Source organism: Pseudoalteromonas sp. EB27, assembly GCF_001974875.1.
Lineage (GTDB): Bacteria > Pseudomonadota > Gammaproteobacteria > Enterobacterales > Alteromonadaceae > Pseudoalteromonas.
The window spans coordinates 140,374-160,209 of the sequence record NZ_MTQD01000012.1 but is presented as its reverse complement, the minus strand read 5'-3'; the positions used below and the strand labels follow the sequence as shown (position 1 = coordinate 160,209).

Sequence of the window (19,836 nt, the reverse complement as noted above, 5' to 3'; positions counted from 1 at the left end):
CTACCTATCCTATAAAACTGTTAATTGACGCGTGCCGTCGTTATCTAATTTACAAATGTGGCAAAAGCCTTGCTCGTTAATGTAATTGGTTTCTAACCACTGCGCGCATTGCTGTGCAGCTTCAAGTGTTTTACATACGCTAAACAAGGTGGGTCCTGCGCCCGAAATACTGACTATTTCAGCGCCCAGCGCTGGCAGGCTTGCTTTGGCTTCACTAAAACCTTTAATAAGCGGTGCGCGGTAAGGTTCTGCTATTTCATCTTTCATTATGCTTAGCGCATCGTCAAAACGATTAGTTAACAATAAGCTACTAAACGCCGATAAACGCTGAGCAAACTCAACACTTGCATGCATGCTCAACTCTTTTGGTAAAACAGAGCGCGCTTTTGCGGTATTAAGCGAAAAACCTGGAAACGCAGCAACGTAGTACCAGTTTTCATCAACAGGCAGTGCAATTGATTTATCAGGAATTAAATCACCAGTTAACTGCAAACCACCTAAATAACATGGCGTGATGTTGTCGTAATGACGACCGCCGCTTACTACTGCTTCAAAGTCAGCCATCAGTTCAATAAGCTCAACCTGACTTAAATTAGTTTTTGCAAACTTATCAAGGGCAGCAAAAGTAGCCACAACCGAACACGCACTAGAACCAAGTCCAGATCCAATTGGTAAGTTCTTTTTAAGCTTGAGCTTTACGCTTGGCATATTAGGCGCAACATGCGCTCTAAAATGCACTAAGCACTGGTACGCTAAATTTTCATTAGCATCACTTGGTAACTTGTGAGCGTACTCGCCTGTGCAAATAAATTCGTCGCTTGGTGCTGCGCTTACAACGGCTACATCGCCTAATAAACTGCCATCAATTGGCGCAAGCGCTGCGCCAAGTGCATCAAAACCTACAGCAAAATTACCAATAGACGCCGGAGCATATACTTCAATCATAACGATCTCCTAGCGCGATAACGTTTTTAAAATATCAGCAAATACACCTGCGGCTGTTACTTCTGAGCCAGCGCCATAACCACGAATTACAAACGGACGAGGCTGGTAATATTGGCTTAAAATAGCCAGCGCGTTTTCACCATCACGAATGACACTAAGTGCATGTTTGGCATCTACTGCTTCAATACCTACTTTACAGTGGCCTTCTTTAATTGTGCCTACATAGCGAAGTACTTTTCCTTCACTAGCAGCACTTTGAATAAGCTTGTTAAAATCAGCATCTAAGCTTGGTAGTTTTGCCATAAACTCATCAACACTATCGCCCTGTGCAAAACCTGGTGGTAATACAGACTCAACTTCAATATCGCTTAACTCTAATTTCATACCGGCTTCACGAGCAATGATCAATAACTTACGTGCTACATCGGTACCCGATAAATCATCACGAGGATCGGGCTCAGTAAAACCGCTTTCTTTGGCTTTAATAGTTGCCTCAGAAAGTGATAAACCATCTTGAAGTGCGCCAAACATATACGAAAGTGAGCCTGATAAAATACCGCTAAACTCTAATAACTCATCACCCGCACCAAATAATGACTGTAAGTTGTCGATTACTGGTAAGCCTGCACCTACGTTTGTTTCGTATAAAAATTTACGATTATTCTTTTGCGTTGCTGCAATTAAATCTTGGTAATACGTGTATGAGCTTGTTGTTGCTTTTTTATTGGCAGCAACCACATGAAAACCTGCATTTAAAAAGTCTACATACTGCGCAGCAAGTGCATCCGACGACGTACAATCAACAAGTACAGGATTTACTAAATGATTTTGCTTAACAAACTGCTCTACTAGTTTTAAATCAAATGCTTGCTCAGATGAGGCCAATTTTTGCTGCCAATCGCCAAAAGCAATACCTTCACTATCTAGGTGTAATTGACGAGAGTTAGCAACACCATACAAGTTAAGTTTAATATTACGTTTTTCAAGCCACGCTTGCTGACGCTCAAGCTGATTAATAAGCTCTTGCCCTACTAAGCCACAACCTAGTAAAAACACATCAATTGACGGTACATGCGTGAAAAAGTTTTCATGGCATATTTTTACGGCGTCGTTACATAACTCACCATCAATTACCGCAGAGATAGCGCTTTCAGTAGAATCCTGTGCAATTGCCACAATATTTACTTGAGCTTGTGCAAGAGATGCAAAAAACTTAGCCGCTAAGCCTCGGTGCGCGCGCATGTTATCGCCCACTAAAGTAACAATGGCTAGATTGCGCTGCACTTGTACAGGCTCAATAAGCCCTGCTTGTAACTCAAGCTCAAATGCAGTTTGTAGCGCGTCAAGTGCAAGTGCTAGGTCTGTTTCGTGCACACAAAAGCTAATGCTAAACTCGCATGATGACTGAGTGATTAATACAATTGATACGTTATCGTGAGCAAGCGCGTTAAATACCTTAGACGCCATACCTACTTTGCCCTTCATGCCTGGCCCTGAAACGGTCAACATTGCAAGTTCTTGTAAGCTCGAAAGTGCTTTTACTGGCTCATCTGATGAATAATCGTTACCAATTAATGAGCCTTGTGCATCTGGGTTATGCGTATTTTTTATTTCGCATGGCACGCCTGCTTTAGCACATGGTAAAATTGTTTTAGGGTGAAGTACTTTTGCACCAAAGTAAGAAAGCTCCATCGCTTCTTTATAAGATAAAAAATCTACTTTAGTCGCTTTTTTAATATAACGAGGATCAGCGCTATATACGCCATCAACGTCAGTCCAAATTTGGCAAATTTCAGCCTCTAAACATGCTGCTGCAATTGCTGCTGAGTAGTCTGAGCCATTACGACCAAGCGTTGTAAGCTCACCTTTATCATTACTAGCTGTAAAACCAGGCATGATATAAATAGTTGCAGGGCTTTCTTTAAGCACAGCTTGAAAGCGCGCTTTACTTGTTACTAAATCAGCCTCGGCGTCGATATAACCACCCGTTGAAGCAATACAGCTGGTTGCTTCTAAGTATCTTGCATCGTGCGAGTTCAATAAAGCCTGCATTAAAGAAACACTAACGCGCTCTCCAAAGCTAATCACAAATGCGCGAACCTGATCAGGGCAACACTGTATAAGTGACACGCCATCTAGTTTATTTTTAAGCTCGCCTAAGTTTGGCCAACTTGTAACTACTACACCACTTTTTTCAACGTCAGCTTTTAAACCTTCACAGCGGCTAACCAATGCTTGCCATTGCTGCGAAAAATCTGAGCCTTGCTCTGCGGCACTTGCAAGTGCAACTAGCGAATCGGTCATTCCACCGGGAGCAGAAAGTACCAATAACATTTCATCTTTTAATTGTGCTTTAACTAGCTGAGCTACCTGTTGTAAGCATGCATAGTCGGCAAGCGAAGACCCACCAAATTTTAAAACTCGCATTGTTTATGTTCCTCATCCCATAAAACGAAAAAAGGCCTGTGTTCTAAGTGAACACAGGCCTTTAAATTTGTTGCACCGACCTATGCCACTATCCAGTAAGAATGATGGTTGTAATAATTATGGTCAGTACGCGATTAATTGTTTTCATATGTTAAGACTGCCTTAACAAAGGCTATGCTGTCAACCCTAAATCAAAAGATAAAACATCCTTTTTTAACATGAAAAAACCTAATGAATGCCAAATTTATGCAATATTTCGTTTAAGTTAGATTTATTGATAGGTTTATCGATAAAGTCTATTGCGCCAAGTTGAGCGACTCGTTGCTTCATTTTCTCTTGTATATCGGCGGAAATAACTAAAACAAAACACTCTATTTTTTCTGTTTTTATAGTCTCGAGTACTTGTATACCATCAACTTCGGGCATCGTGAGGTCTAAGCATAGCAAATCAAAGCTTTGTGCCCGTAAAAGTTCTAGAGCATGCGCTCCATTTGTAGCTTGTTGTATTTGAGCGTCTATACATTCATTCAAACACCGCACAACTTGTTTACGGGCGACTGCGGAATCGTCACAGACTAATATCGAAAATTTCATCATGTTTACTACTACACAACCATCAAATTTATTAAAAGGTTACTAAAATACCTTCCTTCGCATTTTAGACACTTTAACACGCCTCCAAGCACTCAGCGCATTAATAATTTAATACAATGATAAATATAGAATAAATCCGTTTAAGATATAATTAACCAAGGCAAATACCAATAAAACCTTAAATACTTAATAGATAACAAACTTACTAACTCATAGCTTGTTTTAATTGCTTTGATGCTACACGCCTGCTTTTTGGGCTTATCTTGTTAAATTTTAACTTTTTTATTTATTTTTAGAGGTTTATTGACTAACTTTTAAATTACTATCGTAACGTTACAAAAATAATAAAGGATGAACAAGTCACTCATGTTACAAAAAAGTCTTTCTAAGAAGCTGCTGACTAGCGTTTTATCCGTCTATTTTTTGCTTACCTTTGTAGTGACTTGCGGACAAGTGCTTGCTGAATACGTTAATACTAAAGACTATATCCGTGATGAATTGAGTACATTACAAAAAACCTTTAGTCGCAGCTTAACACGCGCTATTTGGGAACTTAATACCAAGCAAACAATTACAACAGCAGAAGGTCTACTCGCCATCCCCATGATTGAAGGGATTATAGTTCGAGATGACAGCGGTGAAATTATTTCACAGCTAGGACGTTCGCTCGATATACACAAACTATATAACCAACAATTAGTACAAGAAGAAGTAATTTTAGAAGATAGTAAATCGGGTTTATTTGGTTATACCTTTCCACTTATTTTCGAATTTTCAGGCCGTGCAACCCAAGTTGGCGACGTTACCTTATTCTCAAGTCGAGAAGTTGTTTTTAGCCGCATTATGGTATCAATCTACTTTTTGATTGGTAACGCAATGATTAAAACCACTTTTTTGATCATTTTATTTTTAATGGCATTTAGAAAACTTCTTACAGACCCTTTAGCTGAGCTCACTGAGCAGCTAGAAAATTTAGAACTGGATGAGCTAGAAGGTCAACACATAGAAATAGAAACAGAGGAGCATAACGAACTAAAAGTGATGGAGCAGTCGTTTAACAAACTAATTGATAAAGTAGTTCAGTATAGAAAAGAGCTGGAGCACACCCAAAAAGAACTCATTATAAGTAACGAAAAGCTCGATCAGCACAACATACAACTTGAACAAGATGTAGCCCGTAAAACATCAAATTTAAGCCAAGCAATGATGGATTTACAGCAGCAAAAGTACGAACTCGAAAAACAAAAAATTGTACTCACAGAAGAAGTTGATTTACGCCGAAGTACAGAACAAGAACTAATTACAAAGCAAACTGAATCTCAACGTTATATAGAAGAGTTGAGCCTTGCACAGGAACGTTTATTAGGCACAGAAAAAATGGCCGCGCTAGGTGGACTTGTCGCAGGTATTACACACGATATAAACACCCCTATTGGTATAGGTGTAACGGCAATATCATTTTTACAAGAACGCTTAAATAAACTCGAAAACGCTTATACCGAAAAAACGCTTTCGCCAAAAGCACTAGAAGAATTCATTAACGAAGCGAAGCAAAGCGCTAGCTTACTAACAACTAATTTAGATAGAGCCTCTGAACTTATTGCTAGCTTTAAACAAATAGCGGTCGATCAGGCCAGTGAGGCAGTGAGAACAATTAACTTCAAAGATTACACTAACGAAGTCATACGCTCACTGCACCCAAAATTAAAAAAGACATCTCATACTATAAAATTAGAATGCCCAGATGATTTAGTTTTAAATTTACCCGCAGGGGCTATAAGCCAAATTTTTACCAACCTAATTATGAACTCACTTATTCATGGCTTTGAAGGTAAAAGTAACGGTGTAATGGATATTAAAATCAGCGCAGATGACACCAATTTAACTATTGATTACAAAGATGATGGGAATGGTGTTACCAACGAGCAATTGAAAAAATTATTCGACCCATTTTTTACTACCAAGCGCGATGAAGGCGGTAGCGGATTAGGTACCCATATAATGCTTAATTTAGTTAAGCAAACCCTAAGTGGATCGATTGATGCAACGAGTGAACCAGGCAGAGGTCTGCGTTACTATATTCAATTTCCGAAGAACATGGCTAAGCCACTGCCTATTTTTGATAAATATGAATAAATAAAACTACATGCGTTAAATTTGTTCATATTCAACGGTAACAAATCAGTCATTTCGAGATACTGTTTTTATTGCTATGATTGTACAAATTTTTAAATGGATCAATTCCCCTATGTGGTTTAGTAACCTTATTTGTTACCGCTTTAAGCAAGACGTTTCATACACTCAAGAAGATTTTGATAAAGCATTAGAGCAAGATTTATTTCGCCCATGTACTGGTCAAGAGCTTGCAACATTTGGTTGGACAAAAGCATTTGGAAAACACGGCGAAACGCTAGCTCACTTTTCTCAAAAAAGTATTTTAGTTTGCGCTAAACGTGAAGAAAAAGTACTCCCTGCTTCTGTTATCAACGAACTAGTCGCTGAGAAAGTTGATCTGATAGAAGCTGAAGAAAATCGCCCAGTTAAAAAGAAAGAAAAAGACGAATTAAAAGAAAACATTCTTCATACTCTTCTACCTCAAGCATTTAAAAAGTCGAGCTTACAATTTGCCTTTATTGACCAAGAAAACGGTTGGGTTGTTGTAAATAGTGGCAGCTTTAATAAAGCAGAAGAGTTACTAGCACTACTTCGTAAATCGCTAGGAACGCTTCCGGTTGTACCTGCGTTTGCTAACTACGATTTAGATGTGTTTTTAACTGATTGGTTAACTAACTTTAGTACACCAGAAGGCTTTGCTATTGGCTCAGACGCTGAACTTGAAGAAGCAGACGACAGCGGCGCACAAGTAAAGCTCAAAGGTCATGACCTATCGTGTGATGAAGTTAAATCGCATTTAGAAAGTGGTAAACGCGTAACTAAACTTGCACTTGATTGGCAAGAGCGTCTTAAGTTTATGCTGCAAAACGATGGCTCTATCAAACGTTTAAGCTACTCTGAAACTCTAAAAGAAGAAAACGCAGATATTCCTAAAGAAGATATGGCTTTAAAACTTGATGCTGACTTTATTTTAGCTTCTGAAGAGATAAAGCAATTACTTGAAGAACTAACTGCTGGCTTAGGTGACGTTGAAGATTTAGAAAAAGCGTAAATACCTAAATACCATAGTACCAACCTGCGTAAATATTTAACGAGTTAAATAGCCCCATATATAAGCAGGTTGTTATAACAGATAAAAATCCGATAGCAGTTTACTGCTATCGGATTTTTTTATGGAATTTTTTGAAGCACTTATTTATATATTTATTAACCGCGAACAGAGTTTAGCTAACGTTCGACGTATTAAGATCAAGGTAATCATCTTTTAAGTAGGGATTACAGCAAGGTTCAAAGATAAGTTATGTAGAGTGATATGAGATTATCTATATACGCTTCAAGCTGGACTGCACAAAAACTAAAGTTTTTGATTTTAATTAAAACCATTAACTTACTTTGTGCAGATAACTTATTTTAGCTTTTAGCGTCTTCAACTTTAGGTTGGCGATATATTTTTATAATGTGGTATAAATTTACAAGCGACAATAAGCCGTTGGTAAAAATAACAGGCACTGCGCCAATGGCAACACCGTATGCAGTAAATACAATACAACCAAACATGTTGTACCAACGTAGTTTTACTACATCTGTCATTGTTAACGATGCAACCAATAAAGCTGATGCAATATAACCTAAATATTCCCAACTCAATTGTTCTCTCCTAGCCTTTAGGTTAGCATTACATGTACTGCTAGCTTATGGCACTTATAAGTATTGCAAAGTTACAACAAAATAAAAAAGCTAACCTGCTTAAAAAACCTGAAAAAGTTTGCCGGAAAATACCAGCAAATTCTTAAATCATTACACGGGAAATGAAGGTAAAATAATACTCTTAGCAAAGCTAATAATATTAATAGCAAGTTAGCGTAAATTCTTAGTGTCTTAATGCTATCGTCATTAAGATGTAATAAATAGGACAAATGTCCGAAGAGCACATTGATGTTTCAATACCATTTTTCTAGTTACCTTGTTGATCAGCTTTTAACCTTTGCCGGTAGTAGCTATCAACAATCAAAAAAAGAAGTCCTGATCCATCAAGATCAGCCTTTAAGCAAGCTTGTGCTTGTACGCAGTGGCACTGTGTCGTTTAGTTACGACGTAGGTAATGGACGACGCCTGCTGTTAGGACAATTGGATTGTAACAACACCCTTATTGGTGAAATAGAAGCGCTAAATAATAATCCGTGTATATATACGGTAACGTGCTTTAGCGATGTCACTTATAACCTTATTGAATTAAGGCATTGGCGTGCTCTACTGCTTGAAAAACCAGAACTAAGCTTATACACAGCACAAACTATTGCGGCTAAGTTTCAGGAAAACCAAAAAATCAATTTAGATAAGTTATTACTACCACTTAGCTATAACATAGCTAAAGATTGCTTACTAAGGGCCGAGAACAACAACCCTACGCTACTTAGAGCCTACCCAACTGTAAATGCTGAAGCAGAACGTTTTGCTACCACTGAGCGAGCTTACAGACGTGTTGTTACAGAACTCGTAGAAAAAGGCTTGGTACTTAGAAGTAACGATGGCTTGCAAGCAGTCGATATACCAAAACTAAGTGAATACGTAGATAGCTTTGCTCAGCTTTAAAATAAAAAAAGGCCTTAACGGCCTTTTTTTATTTATGCAAATTACTAATTACTTCTCTAGCAAAATGTCATGAATTTTCGCAAGATCAGATTTACCAGCAATAATTTCATCCGGTGTTAAACCCGATAGTTCATGCGGAAACACTAACCACTCTTCAGATTCATGAATATAATAATCTGGAACAGTGTCTACTTTTGAGTTTTTTGGCTTGTAGTACGGGCATGCAATACGAATATCACGTGGCAAGTTTAAGCGCATAAGCTCTGAAAGCTTTTCTTTTAATGCAACAATACTACGACCTGAGTCAAATACATCATCAACAATTAATAATGAATCACCTGCATTTGCGTTCTCTACAATGTAATGTAAGCCGTGTACTTTAATTTCTTTCGACTGTTTACCAATACCGTAATAAGACGATGTACGTACTGCAATGTGGTCAGTCTCAATGCCTTTGTAATCGTAATACTCTTGAACAGCAATACCAATTGGTGCACCACCTCGCCAAATACCAATAATAAAATCAGGACGAAAGCCATCTTGGTATACTTGTGCCGCTACGCGGAACGAATCTTCAAGCAGCTGTTGAGCTGTGATGTAGCACTTATCTGACATAATTAGAAACCCCAGTGGTGGATATAAGATTTGAGCGCAGCTTAGAGTTAAGCAAAAATTAAACTCAAACAGGTATTGGCGACGGATTTTACCGTAAATGAAATAAAATTGCTTGTCTGTAAATTAAAAAATAGGCACCCAAGGGTGCCTATTTTTAGCGTAAAAAGCGTAATTTAGTAAATATTATGCTTTTTCTTGTAAAGTACGAGCAACTGTACGCATACCTTGAGTTGTTGCACCCGCTGCCCATTGGCTTGTACTGCCCATGTTAAATGCAGCCGCTAAATCTATGTGTACCCAGCCTTTGCCATCGTTTGGCACAAAGCGCGATAAAAAGCCTGCAGCATTCGATGCGCCGCCGTAACCGCCACCTTTTTGCGCACGGCTATTTGCCGTATCAGCATAAGGAGATGGGCAGTTTTGTTGATGCCATTTTTCAAGAGGAAGTGGCCAAGCAGCTTCCATTTCTTGAGATGCAAAACTCTCAACTTCACGTACAAGTTCTTTATCAAGTGCAAATAATGCATTGTACTCTTGGCCAACAGCAACAAGCGCTGCACCAGTTAGTGTTGCAGCATCAATAATAAGTGGAGCGCCAGTCTCACCTGCGGCCATTAGGCCATCTGCAAGTACTAAGCGACCTTCAGCATCCGTGTTTACAATTTCAACTGTCGTGCCATTTTTATAAGTAAGAATATCACCTAATTTGTATGCATGACCCGAAATTAAGTTCTCAGCACAACATAAAAACAGTTTAATACGTTTTTCAATACCACGGTTAATAGCCAATGCTAAACCTGCAGTTACTGTTGCAGCGCCGCCCATGTCACACTTCATACCAAGCATACCTTCGCTTGATTTAATTGAGTAACCACCTGAGTCAAACGTAATACCTTTACCTACAAGCGCTGCACTTACTGGTGCATTTTCGTCGCCTGTTGGGTTGTAATCAAGCTCAAGCAATACTGGTGGGCGAACACTACCGCGACCAACAGCATGAATACCAATCCACTGTTGTTCTAGTAACGCATCACCTTTAATAATTTGGTAACTTACATGCTCAGGTGCTAATGATTGAATAAACTCAGCCGCTTTTTCAGCTAGGCTTTCTGGGTAAATGTCATCGGCAGTACCGTTAACCATTTCACGTGCCCAAATTGCTGACGTTTTTAAGTGAGCAAGTTCTTTAATATCTGATTGTGCGTTATCAACAAACTCAACACCGTTTAACGATTTTGGTGTTACAAAGCCTTGATAAAAAGCCCACTGGCTTTCTGTACACCAAGCATCGCCTGCTAATTCAACGTTTTTAATACCTTGAATTGCAATAGTACGACCAGCTTTTTGAACATTTTTCAATGTTTCTTGCTCAGACAAATGAACAGTTGCACCGCGCTCATTAAAAGACAATGACGCATTATCGCCCCAATGACTCGCTGCTGCTTGTTCGCTTAGTTGAACAACAAATTTTTCACTCATGTTAGAATACCCTTGCACTTAAATGTGCCACCGAGTTTACTATAGAGCGCTTAAGTTCCCAACAGCTTGAGATAAATAACATAAATCACACTGCTGTGCAGTATTTACACTTTGGAAGTTATTATGAAGTACACGCCAACGCTGCAACCAGCCACCTTACTAAAGCGCTACAAACGCTTTTTAGCTGATTTACAACTAAGTGATGGCAGCGAATTTACCGCCCACTGTGCTAATACAGGTAAAATGACGGGATGCGCTGAGCCGGGTTTTGCTGCTTTTTATTCAACAAGTGATAACGCAAAACGAAAATACCCGCATTCATTAGAGCTTACGCAAAATAACTTATCGCAGCTTATTTGTGTAAATACAGCGGTGGCTAATAAAGTGGTAGAAGAAGCAATAAACAATAATGTGATAAGCGAGCTACTCGACTACAGTCAATTGCAAAGCGAAGTAAAGTACGGCAGCGAAAACAGCAGAATCGACTTTTTACTCACAGACGAAAATAAGCCTGATTGCTACGTAGAAGTTAAATCAGTCACATTATTAAGCGAAGATGCACCACAAAGCGGACAAGGCTACTTTCCTGATGCGCAAACACTGCGTGGACAAAAACATATCCGCGAACTAATAGAAATGATCGAACAAGGCCACCGAGCAGTATTACTGTTCGCTGTTTTGCATGAAGGAATAAATACAGTAAGTGCAGCTGCGCATATTGATAAAAAATACGCCACGCTATTAAGCCAAGCAATAATAGCCGGCGTTGAAGTATTAGCATACAAGGCCACTATTTCTGCTAATGAAGTTTTACTTCATAAAAAAATAGTATTTGCACAATAATGTATTAAACCAAGGGATTGAACTAAGCGTAATCTGCAAAATAAGCAAAGTACTCAAATTAAAGAAAGTTATAAAAAGTGAATTATAAAAATTAACTTGTTTTTAAAGCTTTTGCCCACATAACAAGGCAAGTTTTAGAAAGCGAATATGTGAATTAATTAAAAGTGTAAATAAACTATTAATACACTTTTTACTCAGTAAGCATGGTTGAAGCTAATTCGATTAATTAAAAATAAATTTGCCTAGGGTATAAGATTCTGTTATTTATACCGCCGGCTAATGCTGAGGCATTAAATTAAGGATTTAGGAGAGAGTTATGCCAGACCAAAAGAAACATGGTTTATTGGCTCAAGCCGGTTTAGAACCATACCAAGAAAAACCAGGCGAAGAGTACATGAATGATGCACAACGTGCTCATTTTAGAGCGATTTTAGAAACTTGGCGTAATGACTTACGTAACGAAGTTGATCGTACTAAATCACACATGCAAGACGAAGCTGCTAACTTTCCTGACCCAGTTGACCGCGCTGCACAAGAAGAAGAGTTCTCGTTAGAACTTCGTACTCGTGACCGCGAACGTAAATTAATCAAAAAAATTGAAAAAACAATTAATTTGATTAAAGAAGATGATTTTGGCTTTTGTGAGTCTTGTGGCATCGAAATTGGCATACGTCGCTTAGAAGCACGTCCTACTGCCGATTTATGCGTAGACTGCAAAACACTTGCAGAAATCAAAGAAAAGCAATCTGGACGCGGCTAATTAATACTTATTAATTAGTTATGTCTCCTACAGCCGTTACTGCGCCTATGCGTAAATATCGCGGTCGTTTTGCACCGTCTCCTTCTGGGCCATTACATTTTGGCTCACTTGTAGCGGCTGTGGGTAGTTATCTAGATGCAAAAGCTAACCAAGGAGATTGGTTAGTTCGTATAGAAGACATTGACACTACGCGCGTGGTTAAAAACGCCGACTCCGATATTCTGAATACCTTACATGCCTACGCCCTTCACTGGGACGAACCTGTTGTATATCAAACGCAGCGTCTGCCTTTATACCAAGATATTACCCACTCACTTTTAAAACAAAAGCTTGTTTATGGTTGCACTTGTACTCGCAAACAAATAAAAGCCATTGGCGGTATTTATCAAGGGCATTGCCAAGCACTTAGCCATAATACGGAGTCCGGTGCGCTTCGCTTAGTTCAGCAACATCCAACTACTCAATTTAATGATTTAATTCAAGGTGATATAACAGTAAATAGCGCCCTTTCCCATGAAGATTACTTAATTAAACGCAGCGATGACTTATTTGCATATCAACTTGTTGTGGTCGTCGATGATATTGATCAAGGGATTAATCGAATTGTAAGAGGCGCTGATTTAATTGAGCCAACCGCAAGGCAAATTAGTTTGTTTAAACAACTAAATAGCCCTGTGCCTGAATTTGCTCATTTACCTTTAGCGGTTGCCAAGCCTGGTTTCAAATTATCTAAACAAAACTATGCTCCCGCCATTAGCAAACAAAATCCAAAGCCAGCTTTAATTAGTGCATTTGAGTTTTTAGGGTTGCCTGTTATAGCTGATTTAATCGATTTAAATATTGAACAATTAATCGCTTGGGGAATTAAAAACTTTAGCTTAAAACAGGTACCACAAGTATCCGAAATACAAATTTCTCAGCATCCACGTAGTCAGAAAGTCCAATTTACACATTTAAGTAAATAAAATAGCTAAAAACGGCTTAATTTCAACACATCAACTTAATTTTTAAACCCTGCTGGTATATGATAGCCGCCTAAATATATGCTAATTACGTCAAACAGCTAGTACTGGGCTATAACCGCCTTATTTGCTGTAACTTTTGATTGCGATGCAGAGTCAATCACACCTTCTAGGAGACAGACTATTATTTCCAAGCTTTTTCAATTTTGCCGACAAATAATCGGCCCGAATACCAGTGCCGAAAGCGCTTCTGTAAGCAGTGAACCTATTGTTGTCACTCGTGGTGAGCATGGTATTTCTCGCAAACAATTTAGCCCAAATGCAATCAAAGTATTATACCGCTTAAAAGACGGTGGCTACGATGCCTACCTTGTTGGTGGTTGTATTCGCGATATATTGTTAGGCCAACAGCCAAAAGATTTTGACGTAGTTACTAACGCAACGCCAGATCAAGTAAAAAAACTATTTAGAAACTGTCGCCTTATTGGCCGTCGCTTCCGCTTAGCACATATTGTATTTGGCCGTGAAATTATTGAAGTGGCGACTATGCGTGGCCATCACGAAGCGCAAGAAGACAAAAATCAAATAAGCCAATCAAGCGATGAAGGCCAATTACTACGTGACAACGTATTTGGCAGTATTGAAGAAGATGCAGAGCGCCGCGACTTTTCAATCAATGCACTTTATTACTCAATCAAAGATTTTAGTATTCACGATTACGCCAACGGCTTAGCGGCAATTAAAGCTAAACAAATTGAGCTAATCGGCGACCCTGAAACGCGTTACCGCGAAGACCCTGTTCGTATGTTACGTGCAGTTCGCTTTGCTACTAAACTTGATATGAGCATTGCGCCTAAAAGTGAAAAGCCAATTAGCGAGCTTGCAAGTTTACTTGATAACATTCCGCCAGCACGTTTATTTGAAGAAATTCTTAAGCTGTTTTTAAACGGCAAGGCCGAAGCTAACTTTTTAATGCTGCGTAAATACGGCTTATTCCGCTCACTGTTTCCTGAGCTTGATAAAATCTTAGATAAAAACCCAAGTGGCTTAGAACACACGCTTATTCAGCAAATGTTTCAAAATACTGACAAGCGCATTAATGCTGATAAAAAAGTAACACCCGCGTTTATTTTTGCCGCACTACTTTGGTTTCCGCTGCTTGAACGTACTAAAAAGATTCAAAGCCAAGAGCAACTTGCAGAATACGACGCTTTCGCACAAGCAATGAATAAAGTACTCAGCGATAACTCACAACACATTGCGGTTCCTAAACGCTTTACTCTAGGCGCCCGCGATATTTGGCATATTCAGCACCGCTTAGATAAACGCGCAGGCCAACGTGCTTACAGACTAACGCAGCAACCTCGCTTCAAAGCCGCCTACGACTTTTTACTCTTACGCGTAGACGCAGGCGAAACACAGCATACTGAGCTTGCCCAGTGGTGGACACAATACTTAGGCCAAGATATAAACGGCCAAAAAGAGATGGTTAAAAACTTAGGTCATCAAGGTGGTCCTAAGCCGCGAAGACGCCGTCGACCTACTAAAAAGCCAGCTGAGTAATAACATGTACTGTGTTTATTTGGGTTTAGGTGCCAACCTAAACTCACCAAAAGAGCAGCTTGATAACGCGGTAATCGCGCTTAAAAAGCTGCCCAATTGTGAATTTATAAGCGTATCGCATTACTATGCTAGTAAGCCTATGGGCCCACAAGATCAACCTGACTATATCAATGCAGTAGCGTGTATTAAAACGACCCTTAAGCCAGAGCAATTGCTTGATTTAACACAAAGCATTGAGCTTGAGCATGGTCGAGTAAGAAAAGCTGAGCGTTGGGGTCCACGCACTCTTGATATAGATACTCTATTATTTGGTGATCAAATTATAAATACGGCGCGCTTAACCGTGCCTCATTATGGTTTAAGTGATCGCGAGTTTGTGGTTTATCCGCTATTAGAGCTTGCACCTGAACTTATTTTACCTAGCGGCGTTGCATTAAAAACCATTGCAAGTAATTTACCGCTCAACGACTTACAACAATTACCTCTGTAATTAACCTAGGCTTTTGCCTGCGAGGATATTATGTCTAAAATAACCGTTTCTACTTTAAATAAAATGAAAGCAGAAAATAGCAAAATTACTGCATTAACAGCCTACGACGCTAGTTTTGCAAAGTTATTTCATGATAACGGCGTTGAAGTTATTTTAGTGGGTGACTCTTTGGGTATGGTACTACAAGGCGGCGATGACACCCTTGGCGTAACCAATCAAGATATTGCATATCATACCCGCTGTGTACGCGCCGGTAGTCGCGAATTATTTGTAATTGCTGACTTACCGTTTATGACCTACTCAAGCGTAAGTGATACTTGTAAAAATGCAGCTGAACTTATGCGCGCTGGCGCAAACATGATTAAGCTTGAAGGCGGAGAATGGCTTTACGAGAGCATTAAAACGCTTACTCAACAAGGTATTCCAGTTTGCGGGCATTTAGGCCTTACACCACAGTCAGTACATGTATTTGGTGGCTTTAAAATACAAGGTCGCGAAGAAGACAAAGCACAAAAAATGATTGATGATGCAAAAGCCCTAGAAGCCGCTGGTGCACAATTATTAGTACTTGAATGTATTCCAAGTGCATTGGCTAAACGCATTACAGACGCTCTAAGTATCCCAACTATTGGTATTGGTGCTGGTAGCCTAACTGATGGCCAAATACTGGTAATGCATGACCTTGTTGGTATTTCCGCAGGTTACATTCCTAAATTTTCTAAAAACTTTTTGCTCGAAACAGGCAATATGCCTGCAGCCGTTCAAAAGTATTGTACAGACGTTAAAAATGGCGCATTTCCAAGCGCTGAACACGAGTTTAAATAATGCAGTCAATTACTGAAATTAGATCGTTACGTAGTCAAATTAAAGCATGGCGCCAAGCTGGTCTTAGCGTGGCACTTGTGCCAACGATGGGCAACTTGCACCGTGGGCATTTTTCGCTAGTAGAAAAAGCAAAAAACTTAGCCGATAAAGTCGTTGTGAGTATTTTTGTTAACCCAATGCAATTTGGTGCTAACGAAGATTTAGATAACTATCCTCGTACGCTAAATGAAGACAAGCAAGGCCTTGCTGAACTAGGCACTGATATTGTGTTTACTCCAAGTGTAGATACAATCTATCCAAATGGACTTGGTGCACAAAGCTTTGTAGATGTGCCTGATATTTCATTAGGCTATTGCGGTGGCTCACGTCCTGGCCACTTCAGAGGCGTTGCTACAATAGTGACTAAGTTATTTAACCTTGTACAACCAGACTACGCCTGCTTTGGTGAAAAAGATTTTCAGCAACTGCAAGTAATTAAAACCATGGCACGCGACTTATCAATTCCGGTTGAAGTTATTGGTGTACCTACAATGCGAGAAGTTTCTGGCCTTGCTATGAGCTCGCGTAATGGTTACTTATCGAACGAGCAAAAAGCGACAGCAACCGTATTATTCAAAGCACTTAATACATGCGCTGAGCAACTTAAAAGTGGCGAAAAAGACTTCGTAAAACTTGAAAGCTTAGCTAAACAAAGTTTAGAGCAAGCAGGCCTAAAGCCAGACTATTTTGAGATTGCTCAACGAGATACATTAAAAACTGCTACAATCGAAGATACTCAATTTGTTATTTTAGCCGCAGCCTATTTTGGTGGTGTTAGATTGATCGACAATATTCAAGTCGAAATTTAATATTATTGCGACTCCATTTTAAGGATAAGAAGCATGCACACTTTAATAAAAACAAGCGTAGTCGCCCTTACTTTTGCACTATTAGTAGGTTGCCAAAACCAAGTTGAAAACCCTGAAATGAATCAGTGTGCTCAACAAAATTACCAATGTGAAAGTACATGTGAACAGCAAACAACAACTGATAGCTTAAAGCAACAAGTATGCTCTGGTAAATGTGTTGAGAGCTACAATCAGTGTAAAGTACAAGCCGAAAAATTAGGTAATATTTAATTCCTTAAAGTTTTTAGTTTTAGACACAAAAAAACCGCTCAGTGAGCGGTTTTTTATTGCTTATAGTTTCTTAATTTAAACCAAGCTTTTTAAGTTCTGTTTTTACTAGCTTTGCAGAAAGAGGTACATAACCATCTTTTTCTACAATTTGCTGACCATCTTTTGAAAGTACCATTCTTAAAAATTGTTCTTCCATAGGTGATAGCGGCTTATTCGGGTGTTTATTCACATAAACATATAAAAAGCGCGATAGCGGATATTTACCTTGTGCAACGTTATCAAGTGTTGCATCAACAAAGTTATCGCCTTTTTTAGCAAGCGGTACTGTACGTACGCCCGATGTTTTATAACCGATACCAGAGTAACCAATTGCATTTAATGAAGATGAAATTGACTGTACTACCGATGCAGAGCCTGGTTGCTCATTTACGTTATTACGGAAATCACCTTTACACAGTGCTTTCTTTTTAAAGTAACCGTAAGTACCTGATACTGAGTTACGTCCGTAAAGTTGAACGTCTTTAGCTGCCCAGTCACCTGTTAAACCAACATCGCTCCAACGGTTAACTTGCTCTGATGCGCCACATTTACGAGTAGATGAAAAAATCGCATCTACTTGATCAATACGAAGACCTTCAATTGGATTATCTTTATGTACAAATACTGCAAGTGCATCAATAGCTACACGTACTTCTGTTGGTTTGTAACCGTAACGTTTTTCGAACGCTTCGATTTCTTTAGATTTCATTTTACGGCTCATTGGACCTAGGTTAGCTGTACCTTCGGTAAGTGCCGGTGGCGCAGTAGAAGAACCTGCCGCTTGAATTTGAATATTTACATTTGGGTAAATACGTTTGTACTCTTCAGCCCAGAACGTCATCATGTTGGCTAAAGTGTCAGAACCTACTGATGAGAAGTTACCTGATACACCACTAATTTTTTGATACTCAGGAATATCTTGGTCTAAAGCAACTGCTTGTGCAGATACGAAAGTTGTAACAGCCACACCCATTGCGGCAACTAAGTTTTTAAATTTCATGTAGGGTTCTCCGGTTTGTTCGTCCCATTTTCTAACTGCTGCCCACTCTAAAGTGAGTACATGACAGTTACATTACTCTTAAATGACACTTTTATGACTTTGCTTTTCAGCCTAATTACTTAGCTAGCGAAACTATCTTATCTATTGAAAATTCAAAAGAAAAACACGAACCTTTGTTAACTTCACTACTAATATTTAATTTACTATCGTGGCGCGTTAGTACATGTTTTGTAATCGCAAGCCCTAAACCTGAGCCACCTGTTGTTCTGCTGCGGGCTTTATCAACACGATAAAAACGCTCAGTTAAACGGTTAATATGCTCAGGCGCAATACCATCACCATTATCGGTAACACTAAAACATGCTTTATTGTTTTTGCGTTGCCAACATACTTCCACTTTGCCACCGGGTTTTGTGTAATGAATCGCGTTAAATACTAAATTAGAAAACGCACTACGCAGTTCATCCTCAGAGCCTTTAATATCAAGGGTTTTATCAATATCGAAAATAAGCTCATGGCCTTTGTCTTGGTTAATTGAATTTGCTTCAGTGTGAATATAACCAAGTAATTGCGGTACGTTTATAGCTTTATCGTTGTCTTGACGCCGTGCACCCTCAATACGTGAAAGCGATAGTAACTGGCTGACTAAGCTATCCATGCGCTTACATTGTTCAAGCATGGTATTTTGCGCTTTGTTCCACATTGCTGGCGGCGGCATCATGTCACCATCCATCATCTCAAGATACCCTGTAACCACTGTAAGCGGCGTACGTAGTTCATGTGACACATTGGCTACAAAGTCTTTACGCATCTGTTCTAGCTGTTTTAAGCGCGTTACATCACGCACAACAACCATAAGTTGCGTGCTTGCATAAGGCATTACCCTAAACTCAAGTACCTGTTCAACGCTATGACCATTATCCAGCTCAAGCGCATCATCAAACTCGCCTTTGTGCATGTATTTAGCAAACTTAGGTTCGCGAATTAAATTATCAAGACGCTGACCATGATCGGTTGGCCACTGCAGGCCAAGCACTTTAAGCGCTAATTGATTACACCACACAATACTTAAATCGTTTTGTAATACCACAACCGCATCAGGTACTGCTTCAGCTCCATCGCGAAAGCGACGAATTAAATCAGCAAGCTCATTACGTTTTTTACGATTACGGTGCTGCAGATGATAAATACCTTCAAACACTTGCTCCCATGCACCCTCGCCCTCTGGTGGATTAAAGCTACGTTGATTAAGTAGCCAATCGCTCAAACGATAAAGTTGATGGTAGTGCCAAATAAGGAGGGAAAAAGATCCTAAAAATAAAAGCAAAAATGGCGCGCCAACCAGCACACCAATTAATAGTAAGGGTAAAAAATAGATAAACAGGCGCTTTACTAACGCCTGCTTATTAACAACTCGATACATACACTCACTTTACCTTAGAGTAGTAATACATGCATATTTCACACAT

The 19,836-nt window shown here is 39.3% G+C and carries 19 protein-coding genes; 11 read left to right on the top strand and 8 right to left on the bottom strand.

All coding sequences use genetic code 11. The annotated features are described in order from the left end of the window. Positions 1-9: 9 nt before the first annotated feature. The 3 genes from thrB to BW142_RS14590 form a co-directional block, all read right to left on the bottom strand. Complete coding sequence (thrB, locus tag BW142_RS14600; RefSeq protein ID WP_076925316.1) at positions 10-945, bottom strand: homoserine kinase; 936 nt, start codon at positions 943-945, stop codon at positions 10-12. Between the two features lie 9 nt (positions 946-954). Then, entirely contained in the window at positions 955-3,372 is a 2,418-nt protein-coding gene (gene thrA, locus BW142_RS14595) for a bifunctional aspartate kinase/homoserine dehydrogenase I (RefSeq protein WP_076925315.1), read from the bottom strand. A 228-nt stretch (positions 3,373-3,600) separates the two neighbouring features. After that, entirely contained in the window at positions 3,601-3,969 is a 369-nt protein-coding gene (locus BW142_RS14590; protein ID WP_007587152.1) for a response regulator, read from the bottom strand. A gap of 363 nt (positions 3,970-4,332) precedes the next feature. Between BW142_RS14590 and BW142_RS14585 the strand changes: the two genes are divergently transcribed. Together BW142_RS14585 and rdgC are read left to right on the top strand one after the other, a co-directional pair. After that, a complete protein-coding gene (locus BW142_RS14585; RefSeq protein WP_024599871.1) occupies positions 4,333-6,102 on the top strand; it encodes an ATP-binding protein in 1,770 nt (589 codons plus the stop codon). A gap of 112 nt (positions 6,103-6,214) precedes the next feature. Further along, positions 6,215-7,132, top strand: coding sequence for a recombination-associated protein RdgC (gene rdgC, locus BW142_RS14580; RefSeq protein WP_024599872.1), 918 nt, complete (start codon positions 6,215-6,217; stop codon positions 7,130-7,132). A gap of 359 nt (positions 7,133-7,491) precedes the next feature. On the opposite strand, the gene BW142_RS14575 is transcribed toward rdgC, so the two are convergent. Continuing rightward, entirely contained in the window at positions 7,492-7,728 is a 237-nt protein-coding gene (locus BW142_RS14575; protein ID WP_002962663.1) for a YgjV family protein, read from the bottom strand. Between the two features lie 288 nt (positions 7,729-8,016). Here BW142_RS14575 and BW142_RS14570 point away from each other — a divergent pair, with 288 nt between their 5' ends. Continuing rightward, positions 8,017-8,673, top strand: coding sequence for a Crp/Fnr family transcriptional regulator (locus BW142_RS14570; protein ID WP_002962665.1), 657 nt, complete (start codon positions 8,017-8,019; stop codon positions 8,671-8,673). A gap of 48 nt (positions 8,674-8,721) precedes the next feature. On the opposite strand, the gene BW142_RS14565 is transcribed toward BW142_RS14570, so the two are convergent. Both BW142_RS14565 and pepB read right to left on the bottom strand, forming a co-directional pair. Further along, the gene (locus BW142_RS14565) at positions 8,722-9,288 is read right to left on the bottom strand and encodes a phosphoribosyltransferase family protein (protein WP_007377478.1); all 567 of its coding nucleotides are present in this window, start codon (positions 9,286-9,288) and stop codon (positions 8,722-8,724) included. A 183-nt stretch (positions 9,289-9,471) separates the two neighbouring features. After that, the gene (gene pepB, locus BW142_RS14560) at positions 9,472-10,767 is read right to left on the bottom strand and encodes an aminopeptidase PepB (protein WP_024589754.1); all 1,296 of its coding nucleotides are present in this window, start codon (positions 10,765-10,767) and stop codon (positions 9,472-9,474) included. A gap of 123 nt (positions 10,768-10,890) precedes the next feature. Between pepB and sfsA the strand changes: the two genes are divergently transcribed. The 8 genes from sfsA to BW142_RS14520 all read left to right on the top strand — a co-directional run bounded on the left by sfsA (position 10,891) and on the right by BW142_RS14520 (position 17,328). After that, positions 10,891-11,610, top strand: a complete 720-nt coding sequence (gene sfsA / locus BW142_RS14555; RefSeq protein WP_007587160.1) for a DNA/RNA nuclease SfsA — start codon at positions 10,891-10,893, stop codon at positions 11,608-11,610. Between the two features lie 316 nt (positions 11,611-11,926). Beyond that, positions 11,927-12,370 carry an RNA polymerase-binding protein DksA gene (gene dksA, locus BW142_RS14550; protein WP_002962671.1) on the top strand — a complete coding sequence of 148 codons (444 nt, stop codon included), beginning with the start codon at positions 11,927-11,929 and terminating at the stop codon, positions 12,368-12,370. Between the two features lie 20 nt (positions 12,371-12,390). Next, entirely contained in the window at positions 12,391-13,335 is a 945-nt protein-coding gene (gluQRS, locus tag BW142_RS14545; protein WP_076925314.1) for a tRNA glutamyl-Q(34) synthetase GluQRS, read from the top strand. A 216-nt stretch (positions 13,336-13,551) separates the two neighbouring features. Then, on the top strand, positions 13,552-14,895 hold the full coding sequence (gene pcnB / locus BW142_RS14540; RefSeq protein ID WP_253188823.1) for a polynucleotide adenylyltransferase PcnB: 1,344 nt from the start codon (positions 13,552-13,554) through the stop codon (positions 14,893-14,895). Positions 14,896-14,899: 4 nt separating this feature from the next. Then, positions 14,900-15,385 (top strand): 2-amino-4-hydroxy-6-hydroxymethyldihydropteridine diphosphokinase, encoded by a 486-nt coding sequence (gene folK / locus BW142_RS14535; RefSeq protein WP_024603835.1) that lies wholly within the window; start codon positions 14,900-14,902, stop codon positions 15,383-15,385. 30 nt (positions 15,386-15,415) lie between these two features. After that, positions 15,416-16,210, top strand: coding sequence for a 3-methyl-2-oxobutanoate hydroxymethyltransferase (gene panB / locus BW142_RS14530; protein WP_024603834.1), 795 nt, complete (start codon positions 15,416-15,418; stop codon positions 16,208-16,210). Then, a complete protein-coding gene (gene panC / locus BW142_RS14525) occupies positions 16,210-17,058 on the top strand; it encodes a pantoate--beta-alanine ligase (protein WP_024603833.1) in 849 nt (282 codons plus the stop codon). The genes panB and panC overlap by 1 nt, the downstream gene beginning before the upstream one ends. 33 nt (positions 17,059-17,091) lie before the next feature. After that, positions 17,092-17,328, top strand: coding sequence for a hypothetical protein (locus tag BW142_RS14520; RefSeq protein WP_076925313.1), 237 nt, complete (start codon positions 17,092-17,094; stop codon positions 17,326-17,328). A 70-nt stretch (positions 17,329-17,398) separates the two neighbouring features. Here BW142_RS14520 and BW142_RS14515 read toward each other — a convergent pair whose 3' ends face one another. Next, entirely contained in the window at positions 17,399-18,367 is a 969-nt protein-coding gene (locus BW142_RS14515; protein WP_024598975.1) for a phosphate ABC transporter substrate-binding protein PstS family protein, read from the bottom strand. A gap of 115 nt (positions 18,368-18,482) precedes the next feature. Beyond that, positions 18,483-19,790 carry a phosphate regulon sensor histidine kinase PhoR gene (gene phoR / locus BW142_RS14510; protein WP_076925312.1) on the bottom strand — a complete coding sequence of 436 codons (1,308 nt, stop codon included), beginning with the start codon at positions 19,788-19,790 and terminating at the stop codon, positions 18,483-18,485. Between the last annotated feature and the right edge of the window lie 46 nt (positions 19,791-19,836).

Excerpts from the sequence above, each read along its gene's own strand:
- phoR (WP_076925312.1), bottom strand. The coding sequence starts at position 19,790 with ATGTATCGAGTTGTTAATAAGCAGGCGTTAGTAAAGCGCCTGTTTATC.
- BW142_RS14565 (WP_007377478.1), bottom strand. The coding sequence starts at position 9,288 with ATGTCAGATAAGTGCTACATCACAGCTCAACAGCTGCTTGAAGATTCG.
- folK (WP_024603835.1), top strand. The coding sequence starts at position 14,900 with ATGTACTGTGTTTATTTGGGTTTAGGTGCCAACCTAAACTCACCAAAA.
- pepB (WP_024589754.1), bottom strand. The coding sequence starts at position 10,767 with ATGAGTGAAAAATTTGTTGTTCAACTAAGCGAACAAGCAGCAGCGAGT.
- panC (WP_024603833.1), top strand. The coding sequence starts at position 16,210 with ATGCAGTCAATTACTGAAATTAGATCGTTACGTAGTCAAATTAAAGCA.
- thrB (WP_076925316.1), bottom strand. The coding sequence starts at position 945 with ATGATTGAAGTATATGCTCCGGCGTCTATTGGTAATTTTGCTGTAGGT.
- BW142_RS14570 (WP_002962665.1), top strand. The coding sequence starts at position 8,017 with ATGTTTCAATACCATTTTTCTAGTTACCTTGTTGATCAGCTTTTAACC.
- rdgC (WP_024599872.1), top strand. The coding sequence starts at position 6,215 with ATGTGGTTTAGTAACCTTATTTGTTACCGCTTTAAGCAAGACGTTTCA.
- gluQRS (WP_076925314.1), top strand. The coding sequence starts at position 12,391 with ATGTCTCCTACAGCCGTTACTGCGCCTATGCGTAAATATCGCGGTCGT.
- thrA (WP_076925315.1), bottom strand. The coding sequence starts at position 3,372 with ATGCGAGTTTTAAAATTTGGTGGGTCTTCGCTTGCCGACTATGCATGC.
- dksA (WP_002962671.1), top strand. The coding sequence starts at position 11,927 with ATGCCAGACCAAAAGAAACATGGTTTATTGGCTCAAGCCGGTTTAGAA.
- BW142_RS14585 (WP_024599871.1), top strand. The coding sequence starts at position 4,333 with ATGTTACAAAAAAGTCTTTCTAAGAAGCTGCTGACTAGCGTTTTATCC.
- sfsA (WP_007587160.1), top strand. The coding sequence starts at position 10,891 with ATGAAGTACACGCCAACGCTGCAACCAGCCACCTTACTAAAGCGCTAC.
- BW142_RS14515 (WP_024598975.1), bottom strand. The coding sequence starts at position 18,367 with ATGAAATTTAAAAACTTAGTTGCCGCAATGGGTGTGGCTGTTACAACT.
- BW142_RS14520 (WP_076925313.1), top strand. The coding sequence starts at position 17,092 with ATGCACACTTTAATAAAAACAAGCGTAGTCGCCCTTACTTTTGCACTA.
- BW142_RS14590 (WP_007587152.1), bottom strand. The coding sequence starts at position 3,969 with ATGATGAAATTTTCGATATTAGTCTGTGACGATTCCGCAGTCGCCCGT.
- panB (WP_024603834.1), top strand. The coding sequence starts at position 15,416 with ATGTCTAAAATAACCGTTTCTACTTTAAATAAAATGAAAGCAGAAAAT.